The 16,392-nt window shown below is 57.8% G+C and carries 17 protein-coding genes; 11 read left to right on the forward strand and 6 right to left on the reverse strand.

Annotated elements, in window-relative coordinates; translation table 11 throughout:
* From NFX52_RS24695 to NFX52_RS24715, 5 genes are all read right to left on the reverse strand, one after another.
* On the reverse strand, nucleotides 1-625 hold a 625-nt coding region (locus tag NFX52_RS24695), incomplete at its 3' end, for a recombination directionality factor (protein WP_492759476.1).
* Between the two features lie 108 nt (nucleotides 626-733).
* Complete coding sequence (locus tag NFX52_RS24700) at nucleotides 734-1,747, reverse strand: YqaJ viral recombinase family nuclease (RefSeq protein ID WP_055402994.1); 1,014 nt, start codon at nucleotides 1,745-1,747, stop codon at nucleotides 734-736.
* 153 nt (nucleotides 1,748-1,900) lie between these two features.
* Nucleotides 1,901-2,902, reverse strand: a complete 1,002-nt coding sequence (locus tag NFX52_RS24705; RefSeq protein WP_055402992.1) for a DUF932 domain-containing protein — start codon at nucleotides 2,900-2,902, stop codon at nucleotides 1,901-1,903.
* A 73-nt stretch (nucleotides 2,903-2,975) separates the two neighbouring features.
* Nucleotides 2,976-3,305 carry a hypothetical protein gene (locus NFX52_RS24710; RefSeq protein WP_055402990.1) on the reverse strand — a complete coding sequence of 110 codons (330 nt, stop codon included), beginning with the start codon at nucleotides 3,303-3,305 and terminating at the stop codon, nucleotides 2,976-2,978.
* A 443-nt stretch (nucleotides 3,306-3,748) separates the two neighbouring features.
* Nucleotides 3,749-4,654, reverse strand: a complete 906-nt coding sequence (locus tag NFX52_RS24715) for a LysR family transcriptional regulator (protein WP_055402989.1) — start codon at nucleotides 4,652-4,654, stop codon at nucleotides 3,749-3,751.
* Nucleotides 4,655-4,792: 138 nt separating this feature from the next.
* Here NFX52_RS24715 and NFX52_RS24720 point away from each other — a divergent pair, with 138 nt between their 5' ends.
* The 11 genes from NFX52_RS24720 to NFX52_RS24770 all read left to right on the forward strand — a co-directional run bounded on the left by NFX52_RS24720 (nucleotide 4,793) and on the right by NFX52_RS24770 (nucleotide 16,131).
* On the forward strand, nucleotides 4,793-6,175 hold the full coding sequence (locus NFX52_RS24720) for an MFS transporter (RefSeq protein WP_162239804.1): 1,383 nt from the start codon (nucleotides 4,793-4,795) through the stop codon (nucleotides 6,173-6,175).
* 76 nt (nucleotides 6,176-6,251) lie between these two features.
* The gene (locus NFX52_RS24725) at nucleotides 6,252-7,508 is read left to right on the forward strand and encodes a 3-dehydroquinate synthase II domain-containing protein (RefSeq protein ID WP_162239803.1); all 1,257 of its coding nucleotides are present in this window, start codon (nucleotides 6,252-6,254) and stop codon (nucleotides 7,506-7,508) included.
* Between the two features lie 19 nt (nucleotides 7,509-7,527).
* Nucleotides 7,528-8,334, forward strand: coding sequence for a 2-amino-3,7-dideoxy-D-threo-hept-6-ulosonate synthase (locus NFX52_RS24730; RefSeq protein ID WP_162239802.1), 807 nt, complete (start codon nucleotides 7,528-7,530; stop codon nucleotides 8,332-8,334).
* 3 nt (nucleotides 8,335-8,337) lie between these two features.
* Nucleotides 8,338-9,663, forward strand: coding sequence for a phenylacetate--CoA ligase family protein (locus tag NFX52_RS24735; RefSeq protein ID WP_055402980.1), 1,326 nt, complete (start codon nucleotides 8,338-8,340; stop codon nucleotides 9,661-9,663).
* A gap of 15 nt (nucleotides 9,664-9,678) precedes the next feature.
* Entirely contained in the window at nucleotides 9,679-10,950 is a 1,272-nt protein-coding gene (locus tag NFX52_RS24740) for a phenylacetate--CoA ligase family protein (protein WP_055402979.1), read from the forward strand.
* Complete coding sequence (locus tag NFX52_RS24745) at nucleotides 10,947-11,735, forward strand: amidohydrolase family protein (RefSeq protein ID WP_055402977.1); 789 nt, start codon at nucleotides 10,947-10,949, stop codon at nucleotides 11,733-11,735. Before NFX52_RS24740 ends, NFX52_RS24745 begins: the two co-directional genes overlap by 4 nt.
* Nucleotides 11,732-12,160, forward strand: a complete 429-nt coding sequence (locus tag NFX52_RS24750; RefSeq protein ID WP_055402973.1) for a DUF2141 domain-containing protein — start codon at nucleotides 11,732-11,734, stop codon at nucleotides 12,158-12,160. The genes NFX52_RS24745 and NFX52_RS24750 overlap by 4 nt, the downstream gene beginning before the upstream one ends.
* Nucleotides 12,157-12,900: an ABC transporter ATP-binding protein gene (locus tag NFX52_RS24755; RefSeq protein ID WP_055402971.1), complete on the forward strand. Its 744-nt coding sequence runs from the start codon at nucleotides 12,157-12,159 to the stop codon at nucleotides 12,898-12,900. Before NFX52_RS24750 ends, NFX52_RS24755 begins: the two co-directional genes overlap by 4 nt.
* Nucleotides 12,897-14,123 (forward strand): ABC transporter permease, encoded by a 1,227-nt coding sequence (locus NFX52_RS24760; RefSeq protein WP_055402969.1) that lies wholly within the window; start codon nucleotides 12,897-12,899, stop codon nucleotides 14,121-14,123. Before NFX52_RS24755 ends, NFX52_RS24760 begins: the two co-directional genes overlap by 4 nt.
* A gap of 9 nt (nucleotides 14,124-14,132) precedes the next feature.
* Nucleotides 14,133-14,885 carry an outer membrane lipoprotein-sorting protein gene (locus NFX52_RS24765; RefSeq protein WP_055402967.1) on the forward strand — a complete coding sequence of 251 codons (753 nt, stop codon included), beginning with the start codon at nucleotides 14,133-14,135 and terminating at the stop codon, nucleotides 14,883-14,885.
* A 94-nt stretch (nucleotides 14,886-14,979) separates the two neighbouring features.
* Nucleotides 14,980-16,131, forward strand: a complete 1,152-nt coding sequence (locus NFX52_RS24770; protein ID WP_156358903.1) for a hypothetical protein — start codon at nucleotides 14,980-14,982, stop codon at nucleotides 16,129-16,131.
* Between the two features lie 163 nt (nucleotides 16,132-16,294).
* On the opposite strand, the gene NFX52_RS24775 is transcribed toward NFX52_RS24770, so the two are convergent.
* Nucleotides 16,295-16,392, reverse strand: a 98-nt coding sequence (locus NFX52_RS24775) for an IS3 family transposase (protein WP_156358536.1), incomplete at its 5' end; no start/stop codon positions are given.

Consider the following 16,392-nt stretch of genomic DNA (forward strand, 5'->3'; position numbering starts at 1 on the left):
ACTTCCCCCGCAGCCGAAGCTCCAAGGGCAATCCCGCCAGCAACCCACCCGACACCGCAAACAGATATCGCAGGCGTGCCGACAACGTCCGGATGCTGTTGAACCCCGTGGTTCGGAACACAAAGCTTCCGAGCTCGTCACCACCTCCCACGGTGCCCAGACCTCGTCCTGCATCGGCATCTGTTGGTCCATCACTCCCGGAGTCAATGCGCACATGCAGCCTTCCATAAGGCTTGCAGTTCCCGTCCTGGGCCAGCGCGCATACCGCAGGGGACGGGCAGGGCAGGGACTGCATCCCCGACAGAGTCACCCGCTTGCAGCTCTCCCCATCTCCCACGCACAGAGGTCTTCCCGTAGCCCGGTCAAACATCGTGTAGTTCGCCCTGAGGCTCAGATCTGGATCGTCAAACAGCAACCGCACCGGAATGCTGCGCAGCTTGGCTCCCGGCTCCTTGCGCAATTGGGCATCCACCGGATGTGGCACCCACCCCTCCTTGTTCTGTACCTGGCTGGTCAGCGTGAACTCATCGTCCTTCTCTGGAAGACGACGCCCGTTCTTCTCCACCACCCGCCCAATTGCAATGCGCCCGATCACAGGCGGTGTCAAAGCCAAACCTTTGAGCATGTGAATCTCCTCGTTGAATGTGAAAACACCCCCCCAAAACACAACGGGCCTCACCGTCACCGATGAACCCCGCTGCTGGGGAATGCGTTGAATAAAGATGAACCCGCCTCAGGTCTGCACCAGGAACCTCCTGCTCCCAGGTTTGGGCACCGTGTAGGCCTTGACGATCTCCGGCTGCTCCTTGGCCAGCCGCGCTGTATCGAGCTGTGTCCCATCCCGGCTGCGCTTGAAGCTGACCTCACCGTTCTCAAACACAGCCCGGCTGGAATCCCCCATGCGCTGCTGAATGGCTTGTTTGAACTGGGCTTCCAGCGCTGTGTTGGTTGCCAGAACTTCCCGCACTGCCAGAAGGTCAGAGAACACCGCCCCCATGACCAGGTCATGTTTGAGGTTCAAGATGAAGCCGGTGTCCCGGGGGTACAGCGCCCGCAAAGCCCGGTCTGCCGAATCCGACCCATCGGCCGGCGGCGCCTGGCCCCGCTCCACGTAGCCCCAGAACTCGCGCTCCAGGGTGATGAGCTGGGAAATCAGCTCCTCATCCCGCTTGATCCGAAAAATCTGCAGCTCCTGGCCTCCCAGCAGCACCGCCACATCCGCCGCCTGTTTGCCCGTCACGGCCAACTGGTGCTGCACCTGCAACTGCACATACTCCGGCACCCCATCTCGCCAGAGCCAGGCCCCCTGAATTCCAGCGGTCTTACATTCCAGCAGCTGGACATCCGAAGCCCCCATGACCTCCCGGTCGATGTTGGCCAGCATCCAGGGATGTTCGGGATGCTGCAGCACCGCATTGATGCGCCGCACCCGGTTGCCGGTACGGCGGGTGTAGTGCGCTGCCACGATGGGTTCCAGTAGCGAACCCCAGTACATCGGACTCAGATCGTCCGCACCCCCATCGCCCGGAGGGGCAGTGGGCGCGCGGCCCGTCTTCTCCATCCACAACTCCAGCTGCGACTGGTAGGGATTGAGTCCCACTGCAGCCGCAGCATCAGAACTGCCAATCCCACCCTTGCGCACCTGCAACCACTGACCGCGGTCCAGGTCCTGAGTCTTGACCAGCCGCAGAGCTGGGCGGGGTTTGGTGGAAGACGGCCCCACCGGTGAAACAACAGGACGAACCATGCTGACTCCTTGAAGTGAAAACAACAACAACGACAATCACCACGCCACATCGCCCCCCAAAGCAAAAGACCCCGGTCCACTGAAGGAGCCGGGGTCTATGCCGTGAAGGGTGATGGTGGTAAATGGGTAAAACGCAAAGAACGGCAGACACCGTCATGACGCCAGCTGCAACGCCTGCTCCAGTGCTCGCTGCTTGAGTGCGGCCCCCTGGCCAAACCAGGCACTGTCCAGGCGGTATTCCTGACTGCGCGCCCGGCGCTCGTGGTCCACGAACTCGGTCACGGCGCACAAGAGGCCCCAGGCCGTGCCCTTGGCGGCTGCCAGCTCCGCCCCCCGGCCCTGACCCTCGTACATGGCCTGTACCTTCTTGAGTGCGCGTTCGTTGGTCAGGCCTGCCGATGCATCCGCATGCCCATCCGTCTGGCACAGCACCTTCAGGAAATAGTTCATGGACTCATGGCTCTTGACCTTGCGCTCGGACAGGGTCTTCATGCGGTACATGAAGCCGTCCCATTGCGAGACGGCAATCCCCAGCTGCTTCTTGACCGCCTGCGCATCAAAGCTGGTGCTGTGGGGCACCTTGATCGCGCTCGACGTTCCGGAGAGGGCAATCGAGAGGGTGTTATTGCAGACCACCCGCACGGTCGTCGGTGTGGCCGTGGTCGCCAGCGTCCCGTCGCAGGACGTGGCCAACAGCAGATAGCCGTTGACCACATCGTTGCCCTTGAGTGCCGAAGACTTGCCGGTACGGGCCAGAGCCCAGAACTTGCGCCCGGCCTTGAGGACCCCGGCGGTCTCCAGCTCATAACCAGAGACTTCCGTCAGATCCCGGTAGAACTCCAATACTTGCTTGGGCTGCACGACCTGGTAGCGGGCACTGACCACGGACAGAGGTGCCTGGGTATCGCTGCGGTACAGCACTTTCTGGTCGGGAAACTCCATGGGTTCGGCATACAGCGCGGAGACGGAAGAGGCGGCGTTACCGCCCGTGCCAGGCTCCGTCGCCATGTAGCGCACGGGCGCCTCACGGATGGTCCAGTCCATGCCCGCTTCGCGAGCCCAGACATCGATGGGTTGTTTGGCGGGCAGTTGCTGGCCCAGGTTGTGCCAGGGGGTCTCGCCGACATAGGCCATGGTTTGAACGAGATGTGCCATTGGAATGCTCCTTGATAAATGAATGAAAAGAGAACGAGGGGAGGGAAGTAAGACGCGTTAAAAGGGCGAGCTCTCAGGCGTACGGATCGCGGAAGCGGTGCCCGCATTCCAGGCAGTGGTGGTTCTTGAGGCAGTTTTGATCGACGGCCTTGCCGATCTGACTGCCGATCTCGCAGCCGACGGCGCCGCCGCTGAGGCCTCCCATGGCGGCTCCGGCGACGGCGCCGAGGACGGCTCCGGCGGGGCCGACGAGCGAGCCGTAGGTGGCGCCGAGTTGAGCGGTCCGCAGGGCTGCTGCGGCGCCGCTGGCGGCTCCGGCGACGGCGCCAATGGCGGCGCCTGCGGTGCGACCGCGATCGAGGGTCTCGACGCGGGGGGATTGGCATTGGGGGCAACTGGGCACGGGGGATCTCCTTGGGGTAGGTGGTTGGAGGGAAAGAAGGTGGAACGGACGGGCAAAGAAAAAGCCCCGGGTGGTGAACACGCGGGGCTTGAAGGAAGGGACTGCGGACAGTTCTGGCGCTATCGAGACGGCATAACGCCCGGCCGCGCTGGTGGGGCGTGCCGGGCGGGGAGGGCGTTAGATCGTGTCAATGCGGGGTGTATTCGGTTGGCAGTTCGAGGAAGTGATATGTGGTTGAAGAAATTTGGGATCGGATTTAGGTGGGTGTTAGCACGGCAACAGGCTGGCCGCTGCGGAATTGAGATGGACGCGCGATCTTTCGCATCCAGGATCAATGAGCTGTATGGGGGGGAACTGCTTTGATCCGACATTGCAAGGCGATCGATAGATTGCATCCCGCCCACTCGATTGATGCTGCGCACCCTGCAAAGAGAGCCTGATCTTTATGCTGAAGCTTGTGGCCAGCTCGCTCCCGATAGCAGTCGTCGAATGCACTCTCGCAGCCAACGGTGGGCAGGATCTGAATTGAACCGTGCATGCCAAGCAAGCACGACTTGCTCGACTTCGAACTTCAACGGTAGTTGGAATGTTCTGAGTTGAAGTGGACCCTGAACGCTTGAGGCGAAGCGTGCGGGAGCTGTTGCAACCAGATTGGAGCGCGCAGCAGCCATCAGCGCGGCATAGGGGCTTGGAACGGTCAGCAGAACGAAGCGACGATAGCCCATTTCCGCGAGAGCTGAGTCGATCGGATTGGACATCCGTCCTCGCTGGCGCACCGCGACGTGACATTCAGCTGCGAATCTCTTGGCAGTGATCGGCACCGAAAGCATCGGGTGCTGTTCACGCACGACGCCAACGACTTTCTGCGAAAACAACGGCACGGACTGGATATCGGAAGCCTGCTCCCCAAGCGCGCCAATATCTAAATCGACGTGTGCCTCTCTCAGATCGGAGAGATCTCCTTCCGAGTCGGGGATGAATTGCAGCCTTGCGCGCGGCATCTCCTTGTGCAGCGCGTCGGCGAGCGCCGCGCCAAAAACGATCGCAACCCCATCCGGAGCGCGGATGACAAAGGTGCGAGCTACATGGCTCAGCCCTCCATCGCCGGGCGTCAACAATGAGGCGGCCTCTTCCACGAGCTTGCGCACTCGCTCACGCATCTCCTGCGCGCGAGGCGTAGGGACAAGTTGTCGACCCGCGCGGACCAGGATTTCATCGCCCGTAACCTCGCGGATCCTTGCAAGAGTGTGACTCATTGCCGGCGTGCTGACATGCATCCTTCGCGCGGCACCGCCCACACTTCCTTCGGACAGAAGGGCGTCTAGAGCTGGGAGCAAATTCAGATTCATAGTTAAATTTTAGTTAACTAACAGTTCTAAAGATTGCACTGTACTTTATGTTTTCAAGCATCGAAACTCCAGCCTCAATGGAGGGGGTGTTGCATGCGAGGTGGAGAAACATGGAACCGACCGGTTTTGGCGTCGTTAGTGATCGTGCTTACTTTGGCAGCACTGGACCAGACGATCGCGTCAACGGCGCTTCCCGCGATTGCGGATGATTTGCAGGGTCACCGGCTCCTTAGCTGGATTTTTTCCGTCTACCTCATCGCTTCGACGGCCGTGATACCGCTGTATGGAAGGCTGGCTGACCGATATGGGACCCGCTCCACGCTTCTATTTGCTGTGGGCATCTTTGTAGTGGGATCAGCCGCCTGTGGTCTGAGTCGGCAAATAGAGGAACTCCTCCTGGCCCGTTGTCTGCAAGGTTTGGGCGGTGGTGGCCTGATGACGCTCACGATGCTAGCGGCCAGGGATATCGCACCTCAGCGCCGTATTGGCCAGGTTCAGGGCATGCTGGGTAGTGCTTACGGACTGGCCGCACTCTTGGGCCCACTGCTGGGTGGATGGCTTGCTCAGGAATACTCCTGGCGCTGGGCGTTCTTGCTGAACGTGCCGATCGGTCTGGTGGCGCTTGCAGCGTTGTTCTGGATGTACCGACCACTCGCGAAGGCCGCGACTATTGCCGTTGATTTGATTGGATGCGGCTTACTTGCCGTTTTTCTCGCGCTCTTTCTGGTCGCAGCTCGGGGCTTTGGCATGGCGCACGGGGCGACCGTTCTGGAGGCCGTGGTTGCTCCTGCCTTAGCTGTGGTGGTTGGGCTCCTCTTTGTTTGGCGTGAGCTTCTGGTCCCGGGGCCGCTTTTGCCTATTCACCTGTTTCGGCAGTGTGTTTTCTTGCTCAACGGACTCTTGAGCGCATGTACAGGTGTCGCTCTCTTTTCGGTTGTAGTGTTTACGCCGCTGTATTGGCAATACGCCGTGGGGATGACGGCCGTACAGGCGGGGCTGCACATGCTTCCCTTAATGGCTGCGATATCGATGTCTTCAGTCGTTGGCGGAAAGTGGCTGGCAAACAGTAGGCAGTTGCGGGCGATGGCGGTTGCCTCGGCGCTTCTGATGGCAGGGGGCTACATAGGTCTAGCCGTCAGCGTGAATGCTGCCAATGTTGCGGGAATTCTCTGCGCATTGAGCGTTCTTGGGGCAGGTATTGGCCTTGCGATTCCGCTTTCGATGATGACTGTGCAGCGTGTGGCTCAGCCGAGGGATCAGGGTATAGCTACTGCGCTTCCCATCATGTTCCGCACTGCAGGGGGCGCACTAGGGGTTTCGTTTCTGGGCGCTGTCCTCACGCAGCAGTTGGAGGCCGTGCGTGGCGGAATGGGTTCGGTAGAGGGCGTTGCCGCAGCCTTTGCCTCTGCATCAGGCGCAATTTTTTGGATGTCTGCACTGCCGTGTGCCTTGGTAAGCCTGTCGATGCTGGCCATGCCGCGCACCTTGCCAGCCCCACAGGTTCTTATCGCCAATCACTAAAGGAGGGAGTTATATGAAATCGTCAGTTAGCGTTTCTGCAAGTTCGACGGGAGTCCCACCACCCCCGCTTCGTGTTGTGAACAAAGGCAGCGTGCAGCGCGAGGAGATGGGTGCGGGATCAAGCACATGGTGGTTTGATGCTCGTGGCCTTGACGATGCAGCTCTGAGGCAGGCGGTGGAACGCTCCAACTGCACGCATTTGCTCGTCGACCACTCGGCGCTTAAGTCCATAACGAGTGCAAAAAAACTAGTCGTTTGGGTCGAAAAGGTCGGCGATCTGTCCGACTTGGCGCCGAGCGTTTCGGTGCTTACACCGCACGAAGAGGTTCGGAAAGCCGCTGTGGCGAGTGGAAGAGCTGCGGGCCTCTTCATCGAGGTTCGGGATCTCGAAGCGGAGTTCCCCTACTGCGTCATGGTGTGCGAACGCGGCGATGACTTTGTGGTGATTGACATCGAGCACGCGACGTACATTCCGTACGAACTTCTAATCGCAAAAACGATTGGCAAAAAGACGCAAGTGCTGCGCAGCGTTCCAATCAAGGGGCTCGCCCGAGTGGTCGATGATATCCATCAGTCACTCAACGCCTTCGCCACCATGGAGCACGGCATCGGTGTCGTCTTTCGCTCCAAGGATGTCGCGGCTGTTGACAGCCTTAGTAAGAACCTGCGGCACCGCCAAGCTTCGATCATGAACCTGCTGCCGGCTCGGGTCGAGGAAATTCAGCACACTGGGTTGGGGCATCGCGTGTGCGTCGATACCACCTCGATGATGAGTGCGGAAGAGGGAATGGTGGTCGGGTCTACCGGGTGGGGCGGCATTCTGGTGTGCTCTGAGACGCATCACTTACCACACATGAACCTGCGTGAGTTTCGGGTGAACGCGGGTGCTGTGCATTCGTATATATGGGGGCCTGATGGTTCAGCGTTCTACCTGAGCGAGATGCGTGCTGGCGCCGAGGTGATGTGCGTTGACTTGGCTGGACGGGCACGGGTCGTCTCGGTAGGTAGAGCCAAGATCGAGCGTCGGCCAATGTTGAAGATTCGCTGCAGCGTACCGCTTGAATTAGTTCCGCCTCAACTTCAAGCAAGAGTCGAAAGCATGCTCGAGATGCAAGAGCGAGTTACCCCCAAAGGGGAACGTGTCGGTAGTGGTGATCGTCGCGTCCACATCAATACCTTCCTGCAGAACGATTGGCATGTGCGAGTTATGGGAGCCGACGGGAAGGTGCGGCACTGCACCTTGCTGCAGCCTGGCGACGAGTTGTTGGCCCATGTCGACGACCCGGGGCGACACACGGGACTGCGAATCGAAGAAAACATCATCGAAAAATGAGATAGGAAGGAGGGAAAAAATGGCTTCTGGTCGCGAACTTAGATTGAACCGTCTCATCAACCCCGTTTCTCAGAAGGCACTTTTGGTACCCCTGGATCACGGTGCTACCGTGGGGCCCATAGAGGGTATTTCGAAGATTCGAAGGACCATCGCAGGAATTGGTTCAAGTGGTGCCAATATTCAGGGAATCATTGTGCACCGCGGTGTTGCACACAACAGCCGCAGTCCAGTGTGGGACGTTCCTGCGCCCCTGATTTTGCATCTGTCCGCATCTACATCGCTTGCGCGGGATTCGACGCACAAAGTTCTTGTTGCTCAGGTCGAGGATGCCTTGGTGATGGGCGCTGATGCTGTCTCTATTCATGTGAACCTCGGCTCCCTCGCGGAAGTTGGCATGCTGCGTGATATGGGATCCGTCGCGAGCCAGTGCGAGCGATGGGGCGTGCCCTTGTTGGCGATGGTTTATACGCATGGTGAATCGGCCTCTGCGTCATCCACCGCACGTATTGCGCATGCGGCAAGACTGGCTGCCGAGCTCGGAGCCGACTTGGTGAAGGTCAACTACCCAGGTTCGCCCGAAGCCATGGCGGAGGTCGTGGAAGGTTGTTTCGTACCGGTGCTTGTCGCAGGAGGAGAACGCGCGACGACGGAGGCGCAGGTCCTCAGCGTGGTCGATGGCGCGTTGCAAGGAGGTGCCAGTGGGCTGTGCATGGGGCGAAACATATTCCAGCATGCCGACCCGGGAGCATTTCTGGCACGGCTGTCCCGCCATGTACATGGCTTTGACGCCCATCGCCAAGCCGTTTCACTGGCCGCAGTGAGGTAAACAATGTCCTTTCTAGCCAAGAACTACCACCGCCCTTTGCCTGCGATCGTTCGGAAATACTTCGCGAACGGTAGTGAGCATGTCGACATCTGGCCCGAGGATCGGTTGAAAGCGTATCAGGCAGAGGCGTTACGCCGCATCCTCATGCACGCGTATGAGCGCAACGGCTTCTACCGCGAAAAGTTCCAGGCGGCAGGTGTCGTGCCTGCCAGGCTAAATTTACCTGACGACCTTGCTCGGATCCCCTTGACAACTAAGGACGAGATCCGAGGCAAGCCTTGGTTGCTGCTGTCGGTGCCTCGTCAGGCTGTATCGCAGATCCATGTGTCAACAGGAACGACGGGGGGTGAAGAGATCTACATACCCCATACCTGGGAGGACTTGCACGTCAACAACATGTCGCCAGCTATGCGTCTGCTCATTCCCGTGGGTGAGTCGGATGTAGTGATCAATGCTTTGCCTCACGAGATGAGTTCTTCTGGACTGGCGTTTCACCGCACATTTCAGAAGAGCTACGGTGCCATGGTCGTTCCAATGGGGAAGGGCGGGTATTACTCCACACCTGAGCGCACGCTCCGTGCTTCGGTGGATTTGGGGGCAACGGTTCTGATCACCACGCCATCCTATGCAGTGCTGCTGGCCGAAGTTGCGCAGCGTATGGACATCGACCTAGGTGCGCTACCTTTGCGCTTCATGTGGCTGACTGGCGAGGGCTGTTCGCCGGCGCTACGAGATCGCATCGAAAAGCTGTGGGGCCACCCAGCCTATTTCTACTACGGCTCCCTGGAGGCAGGCCCCATAGGCATCGAGTGCTCTGCACGCAATGGCTATCACATGGCAGGCGGGCATGTGCATGTAGAGGTAGTTGATCCAACCACCGGGGAGGCTGTGGCTCCAGGTGAGATTGGAGAGGTAGTGGTCACCGAGCTCACACGGATGGCTTCTCCGCTGATTCGCTATAGGACTGGCGACATCGGTTATGTCGAAAAGTCCAGGTGCTCTTGTGGCGTCACGCTGGACCGTCTCATTCTGAGAGGTCGGGCAGGTGATCAGGTCCGAATCGGAGAAAAGACATATGGCCCCTATTACTTGGAGCAGTTTCTCCTTGAGATTCCAGAAGTTGGAAACTGGTATCAGTTCTTGCCTCAGGGAGATCAATTGCTGATACGTCTGGAGGCGAATCACGGATCAGAAGACAGGGACCGGCTGGCTCGCGCCATAGCGAGTCGGTTTGAATTCTCGACGGGTATTAAGGCAACCGTTGAGTTCGTGGACAGCATTCCCCGCACCGGTGGGAAGACGATCCGAGTCATCCAGCCCGCCGCGTAACTTTGAAAGAACCAGATGCGTTTTCTTCATGAAAAGTTCAGGCCAACCACCAGCACGCTTCATCGGGTGGTCGCGCATGCCTATGACCGTAGCCCGATGTATCGAAAGAAGATGCAGAGTCGCGGCGTCGCTCCGCACCAAATTGACACGGAAAACGACCTGCCGCAGCTTCCTTTCACGACACGGGAAGAGCTCGGATCGGATCCTTGGGCGTTGCTTTGTGTTCCCCGTTCGACCTTGGTGCAGGCCCATATGTCCACCGGCACAACAGGGCGCAATCCGCTGTATGTCGCTTACGACTGGGAGGATCTGTACACGCGGGGGCTAATGCCCCTCAGTTCCGATAAATCCGTCCCACGGCTCCTTCGCATCGAGCCTGGCGAGATCGTCTTCAATGCACTGCCGTACGAAGTCAGCGTCACTGGCTTGGCTATCCACCGCTCCGTACAGGACGGGATCGGAGCATGTGTCGTGCCTTTGGGCAAAGGCGGTTTCTATTCCGAGCCACTGAAAGCCCTGAAGATGATGCGCGAGATTGGTGGCGATCATTTGTTCACCACTCCGTCTTATGCCGTGTACTTGGCGGAGCTTGCAGGAGCACCCCAAGCGGAGTTGAAGGAGATGTTTGGTCTCAAGTCCATCTGGCTTGTTGGTGAACTTTGCTCAGATGCTTTGCGACGGCGCATTGAGCAACTGTGGGGGGCTCCAGTGTTCCTCTACTACGGAACTATGGAGTGTGGGCCAGTAGGAGTGGAATGCGCTGAGCAGGATGGTTATCACCCCGCGACCAATTTCACTGCTGTGGAGATCGTGCCTCTCGACGAGCCGATGACTGATGCGACTGGAGCGGCGCTCGGCGAAATTGTGGTAACCACGCTCTGGCGCTACGCCACCCCACTAATTCGCTATAGGACAGGCGATCTTGGCCGCTGGGATGAGCAGTCATCGGGTTCCGGCGGATGTGCTCGACGGCTGCGCGTGCATGGACGGTTGGAGGATGTTGTGCGCGTGGCGGGGAAAGTTCTCCATGTCCAGGACATTGAACAGGGCCTTCTGGATATTCCCGAAGTGAGTTCGTGGTTCCAATTGCGCCCCGAAGGGGATGTCTTGTGCATTGTGCTACCTGCTCAGAAGGGGGTGGATGCAGCCGCTGTAGCTCGAAGGGTTCAGCATTGGGCAGTTACCTACTTGGGCCTTGATTGCAAGGTCGAGCATGGTCCAGCCCGTTCTTACTCGGGTGGAAAGTTCATGCGCGTTATTCGTGCAACACAAGGAGAAATTAAATGATCATTGACGCTCATGCGCACGTGACTCGTGCGGACTACGGCTCTATCGATCGGCTATCTGCTTTGATGGACAAGCACGGCATTGACAAGGCTGTTCTTTTTCCGGGGGGCATGATCGATGTGCGTCAAATGTCGCAGTACGTGCGAGGCGCAGCCACTGCTGATACGGATCAGATCCCCAATGACTTGGTCGAATCCATTTTCACGAAGGACCGTGACCGGTATTTTGGCTTCTACTGTGTGAATCCCAATAGCGCGGGCGATAGCACTGCGGCATTTCGAGCAGCGATCGCGAGAGGGTTCAGTGGGCTAAAGCTTGCCCCGATCGTTCACAAGTTCGCGCTGTGCTCTGAGGGAGTTTTCGAGTTGGCGCGAGCATGTGGCGAGCTTCGCGTTCCACTGTATTCGCACGTTGTCTTCAGCCCTGGCGCCACTACTGAAAAGTTTGGCGAACTCGCCAAGGCGTTTCCTGACACGCAGTTCATATTGGGGCACATGGGCTTCGGTCCAGCTGATGTGCAAGCCATTGAGGTGGCTGCGACCTGTGACAACGTCATGCTCGAGACATCCGGCGGATCTTTCATGATCATCAAGATGGCGCTGGAGCGGCTGGGAGCAGGGAAACTCATCTATGGATCGGAGTTCCCCATGCAGCACCCCCACGTCGAGCTCGAGAAAATCCGCATGACTGCTGGTGGCGAGGATTTCAAGAAGATTTCCTCTCGAAATCTTTTGTCTCTTTTCGAGCAGCGCAAGCTGCCGCAAAGCGTGGAGCTTTCTCAATGAAGGCGGCTCACTTACTTGCATTCATGCTAGTCGCCCTTCTCAGTGAGCATGCGGCGTTCGCAGCTGATCTGGTGCTTGAGGTCAAAAGTTCGCAAGCCTCGGGGCGAGTCAATGTTGCGCTTTATGACAGTGCCACAAGCTTCCTTCGCAAGACGGTTGCTTCCAGCGGAGGTGACCTGAAGAACGGTGTCGCGATACTTAGTTTCCCGAACCTGGCACCTGGCAACTACGCAATCTCGGCTTATCTGGACGCCAATGGCAACAACAAGCTTGACACTAATTCGATGGGAATTCCTTCCGAACCCTATGCCTTCAGCCGCAGCGCCAAGGGTCGTATGGGACCTCCAACCTTCGAAGACGCAGCTTTTGCGGTGGGTTCTTCCGGGACGAAACTCACGATCGAACTGTCGAAGGGACGGCCATGACTGCGCTGCTACATGGCGAAGGGGTTGAAACCTCGGTCGCCGTACCAGCAAAGCCCTTGGTCGCAATCAGTGGATTGCACCGATCATTTTCACTTGGCCACACAACGGTTAAGGCGCTTCGTGGAGTGGATCTGAAGATCCATGCGGGTGAAATGCTAGCAGTCTGGGGACCCTCGGGGAGTGGTAAGTCCACTCTGATGAACATGATCGGATTGATTGATAGACCAGATACCGGTAACGTTTGCTTCAAGGGCATTGAGGTGTTGGCACTTAGCGATGATGAACTCAGCGACTGCCGCAGCCGGAACATCGGCTTTGTGTTTCAGTCCTTCAATCTCGTTCCCGTCCTCACTGCGTTGGAGAACGTCATGCTTCCCCTTCAATTGCAGGGGGTCGGTGCGCAGGTGGCTCGTGCCAAGGCACAGGGACTTTTGGATGCCGTGGGATTGGGAGCCCATCTGAATCATCGACCGGATCGTATGAGTGGGGGGCAGCGCCAACGAACTGCCATCGCACGAGCTCTGGTGGCTGACCCAGAACTGGTGATCGCGGATGAGCCGACGGCGAACTTGGACTCCGAAAGCAGCCAGAACGTGATTTCTCTCATGCGGGAACTCAACCGGGACACGGGGACGACATTCGTGTTCTCTACGCACGACCAGCGTCTTCTGGACCACGTCCCACGAGCCGTGCAGCTAAGGGACGGGATCATCGAGCATGATCAGGAGTGTGCCCAATGAATGTGCTGGAGTTGAGCGTACGAAATCTCCTGCGGAATCCGAGAAGGACGGCAGTGACTGCGTTGAGTTTGGCCGTGGGATTTGCAGCCATCGCCTTGTTTGCAGGCTATACGGCAACCGTCTACGAGAGTCTGAAATCCCAGGCCATCTATGGGGAGCTATTGGGTCATCTGACCATAGCGCGTCCCGCCTACTTTGAGGCCAGTCGGCAGGAGCCGACAAGGTTCCTGTTGGGAAAGGAACAGGTCGGGAGCATTTCCTCTATCGTGAAGTCAGAATTTCCTGGTTCTACCGTCGCCGTGCGATTGGGGTTCAGTGGACTGTTGTCTAACGGCCGGGCGAGCAGCATCTTTGTCGCCGAAAGCCTGGATCCAGAGGCAATGCGGGCCCTCCGAGGACCGCGCGCGCGGGCATCTGGAGGGCTCGATGAGAAGTCACCTCAGGGCGTGACATTGTCCCGCGGACTTGCCCAGATTCTGAATCTTCGCGATGGAAGTGATGGCGCGGTTCTGGTGAGCACGGTAACGGGACAAGCAAATGCGTCGGATGTCCAGATCGTTGATACCTTCAGTACAGGAAATGTCGCAACCAATGACAAATTCATGTTTGCGCCTCTTTCCTTGGCTCAGTCCCTTATGGATGTCCAGGGGCAGGCCGATCGGGTAACGGTGCTGTTGCCGGAGGGCACAGATGTGAACACCGCGAGGCACCAACTTGCCGACAGACTTGCTACCAAGGAGGATGGCCTTACCGTTGAAGTTTGGCAGGATCTTTCCATTTTTTATGCGCAGGTCAAGGCCCTGTTCGACAGGGTATTTGCGTTTGTCCTGGCCATTGTGCTTGTCATCGTTGCAATGAGTGTGGCGAACGCGATGGGTATGAGTGTGATTGAACGCACGCGAGAGATCGGTACTCTTCGGGCGATGGGCTTACGTCGATCTGGAGTCATCCGCATCTTCATTGCAGAAGCCCTCGTACTTGTCTCAGTGGGATGTCTGCTAGGTGCTGTACTGACTGTTGGCATTACCTACGGTGTGAACCAGCTCGACATTTCCTATCGGCCGCCCAATGCGACCGAGGAGGTGCCATTAGTCATCGGCTTCGACTTGATCAAGGCCGGGTTTGGCGCGCTGGCGCTGACATGTATTGGCGCTTTGGCCTCGCTCTTTCCGGCGCGACGTGCAGCGGCGCAGCCCATCGTCATCTCGTTGACACATGTTTAGGACATCAACATGCGCAATTTCTGGATTGGATTGACCATCGTGCTTGGTGGACTCGTTGCCGCTCTTTCCGCGGCCAATGCCACCGAGAATTCTGACGCGGCAGTTTTGCTAAAGCGTTCCGATGCAGCTCGTGGGGGTGGTGCGCCAGGATTGACTTGGGAGGTGAGCGTGCGAAGCACTGGCGGAGGGGCTCAGGACCAGGATATGCGCATGCGGATCAAGGCGGCCGAGACCGCTAGCCTGGCCGAGACGCTGGAACCACTCAAAAGCAAGGGCGCCAAAATGCTGCAGATGGATCGCAACATGTGGCTGAGCAAGCCGGGGCTGAAGAAGCCCATTGCGATCTCACCTCGCCAGCGTCTCTCGGGTCTGGCTGCAATCGGTGATATCGCAGCGACGAACTACGCCAAAGACTATCAGGCAGTGCTTCTCCGACAAGACGATTTCAAGGGGGAGCCTTGTCATGTTCTGGAGCTCTCCGCGCGGGAGCGCCAAGCTACGTACGATAAATTGATCTACTGGGTTTCCACCAAACGGGGTGTTGGGGTCTTTGCGGAATTCCTCTCACTGAGCGGAAAGCGCCTCAAGACGGCGGAGTTCTCCTACGAAAACAGCGTGGTCATTGAGGGCAAGACGACGCCGTTCATTAGCAAGATGGTCATTTCTGACGCCCTCACGGACGCCAAGACTATTCTTGAGTACGGACAGACCAAGGTCCAGTCGATCCCCTCGTCCGAATTCGATGTTTCGCACCTGGAGTGATATGCCGTGTCGCTGCATCAGTCGTCGAGGCTTTGGGTATGCACTGGCTTCACTTTGTTTTGCCACCTCCACTGCTTTGGCTCAAGAGTCGCTAGTGCAGACGGCCACCAGTGGTAACGATTGGGAGAAATCGACATCGCTGCAGACGTGGACATATGCTACTCATTCGAGCCCCTTTGCCGACAGTGTCCTGAACCCCAGAAATTCAATACTGAAGATCGCTAGAGCGCAGTATCTTTCCGACACGCGGTTGGACTTTTCTCTGAAGAACAGCGATGCTGATCTGGTACTCAAGCCGCGGCTGATTGGTGAAGTTCGAGAGGGGGGCAGTGGGACGTCATCTACTGCCGAAGGGTATCTCAGTCAAGCTTTCGGGAGATTCCGAATTCGCCCAGACTTAACGGCGACGCTGGGAAGGGAGCTATTGACTTGGGGACCCGCCAACTTTCGATCACCCAGCAATCCGTACTACTACGATTCCGGGAAAACGCGGCCCTTGGAGGACGTTCCCGGGGTGGACATCGCCCGGATAGACTGGTCGGCCGGGCGGTGGACATCCACCGTAGGTTTCGTTAGTGGGGGACGGCAGAACGATGAAGAATGGCGTCAAAGTTCCTTGCTCAAGCTCGCTTATCGGGGCAACGATTTTTTGGTTGGTGGCATCCTCAGCAAACCAAGAAATAGGCGGAGCTTTGTGGGGGGGTATGCACAGTTTTCTATAGGAGATGCATGGCTCCTGTATGGGGAACTGAGTTCGACTACGACCTCAAATATAACTACAACTTCGAGCACATTGCCTGCGGCTGCTCGAGCAACCGTAGGCACGATTGGTGCTGCGTACACATTCGAAGGTGGAGCTTCGCTCGGTGCTGAGTATCTGCATGATGGGCGTGGCTATAGCCGGGCTGCGCAGGCTGCATATTTTTCAGCTATCGAGGCGTCTTTGGCAAGTTCGCAAATTGCCGTCGATTTGCGACGGGGTGGTCAGTCGCGTCTGTTGGGTCGGGACTACCTCAACATTTTGCTGCAGAGCAATTTGCAGGATCCCTCGACTTACTGGCGGGTATCGCCAACCGTGAATCTGCAGGATCGAAGTCGCCAACTTCTTTTGTACGGTGAGCATAGTCTCCACCCAAGAATCGCTCTCTTTGGTAGTTTGCTCTGGAGCAGTGGAGGGCGTTCAACTGAGTTCGGCGCAGTAGTGCGATCCACCGCGACTTTGGGACTCAAGATTTTCTTGATGTGAACCTGTAGGGCGTGCTAACTAAGAAAACCATGGCGAGATGGTCGCGAGACGAATCGTCTCACGCCACATTTTTTCGGAACTGTTGGTGCCACAGTGTGGCTTATGGGGAGATGAGGCTAATGATCCTGACCGACGGGGGTGCGGATAAAAACTTGGACTGGTTTTATGCCGCAAGTCCAAGGCTCACCCGGTATTCGATAGGGCTGAGGGAGCCAAGAGAGATCTTGATCCGCTTCTCGTTGTACCAGCGGATGTAGTCGT

Origin of the sequence: Acidovorax facilis (assembly GCF_023913775.1) — a bacterium.
GTDB lineage: Bacteria > Pseudomonadota > Gammaproteobacteria > Burkholderiales > Burkholderiaceae_C > Acidovorax > Acidovorax facilis.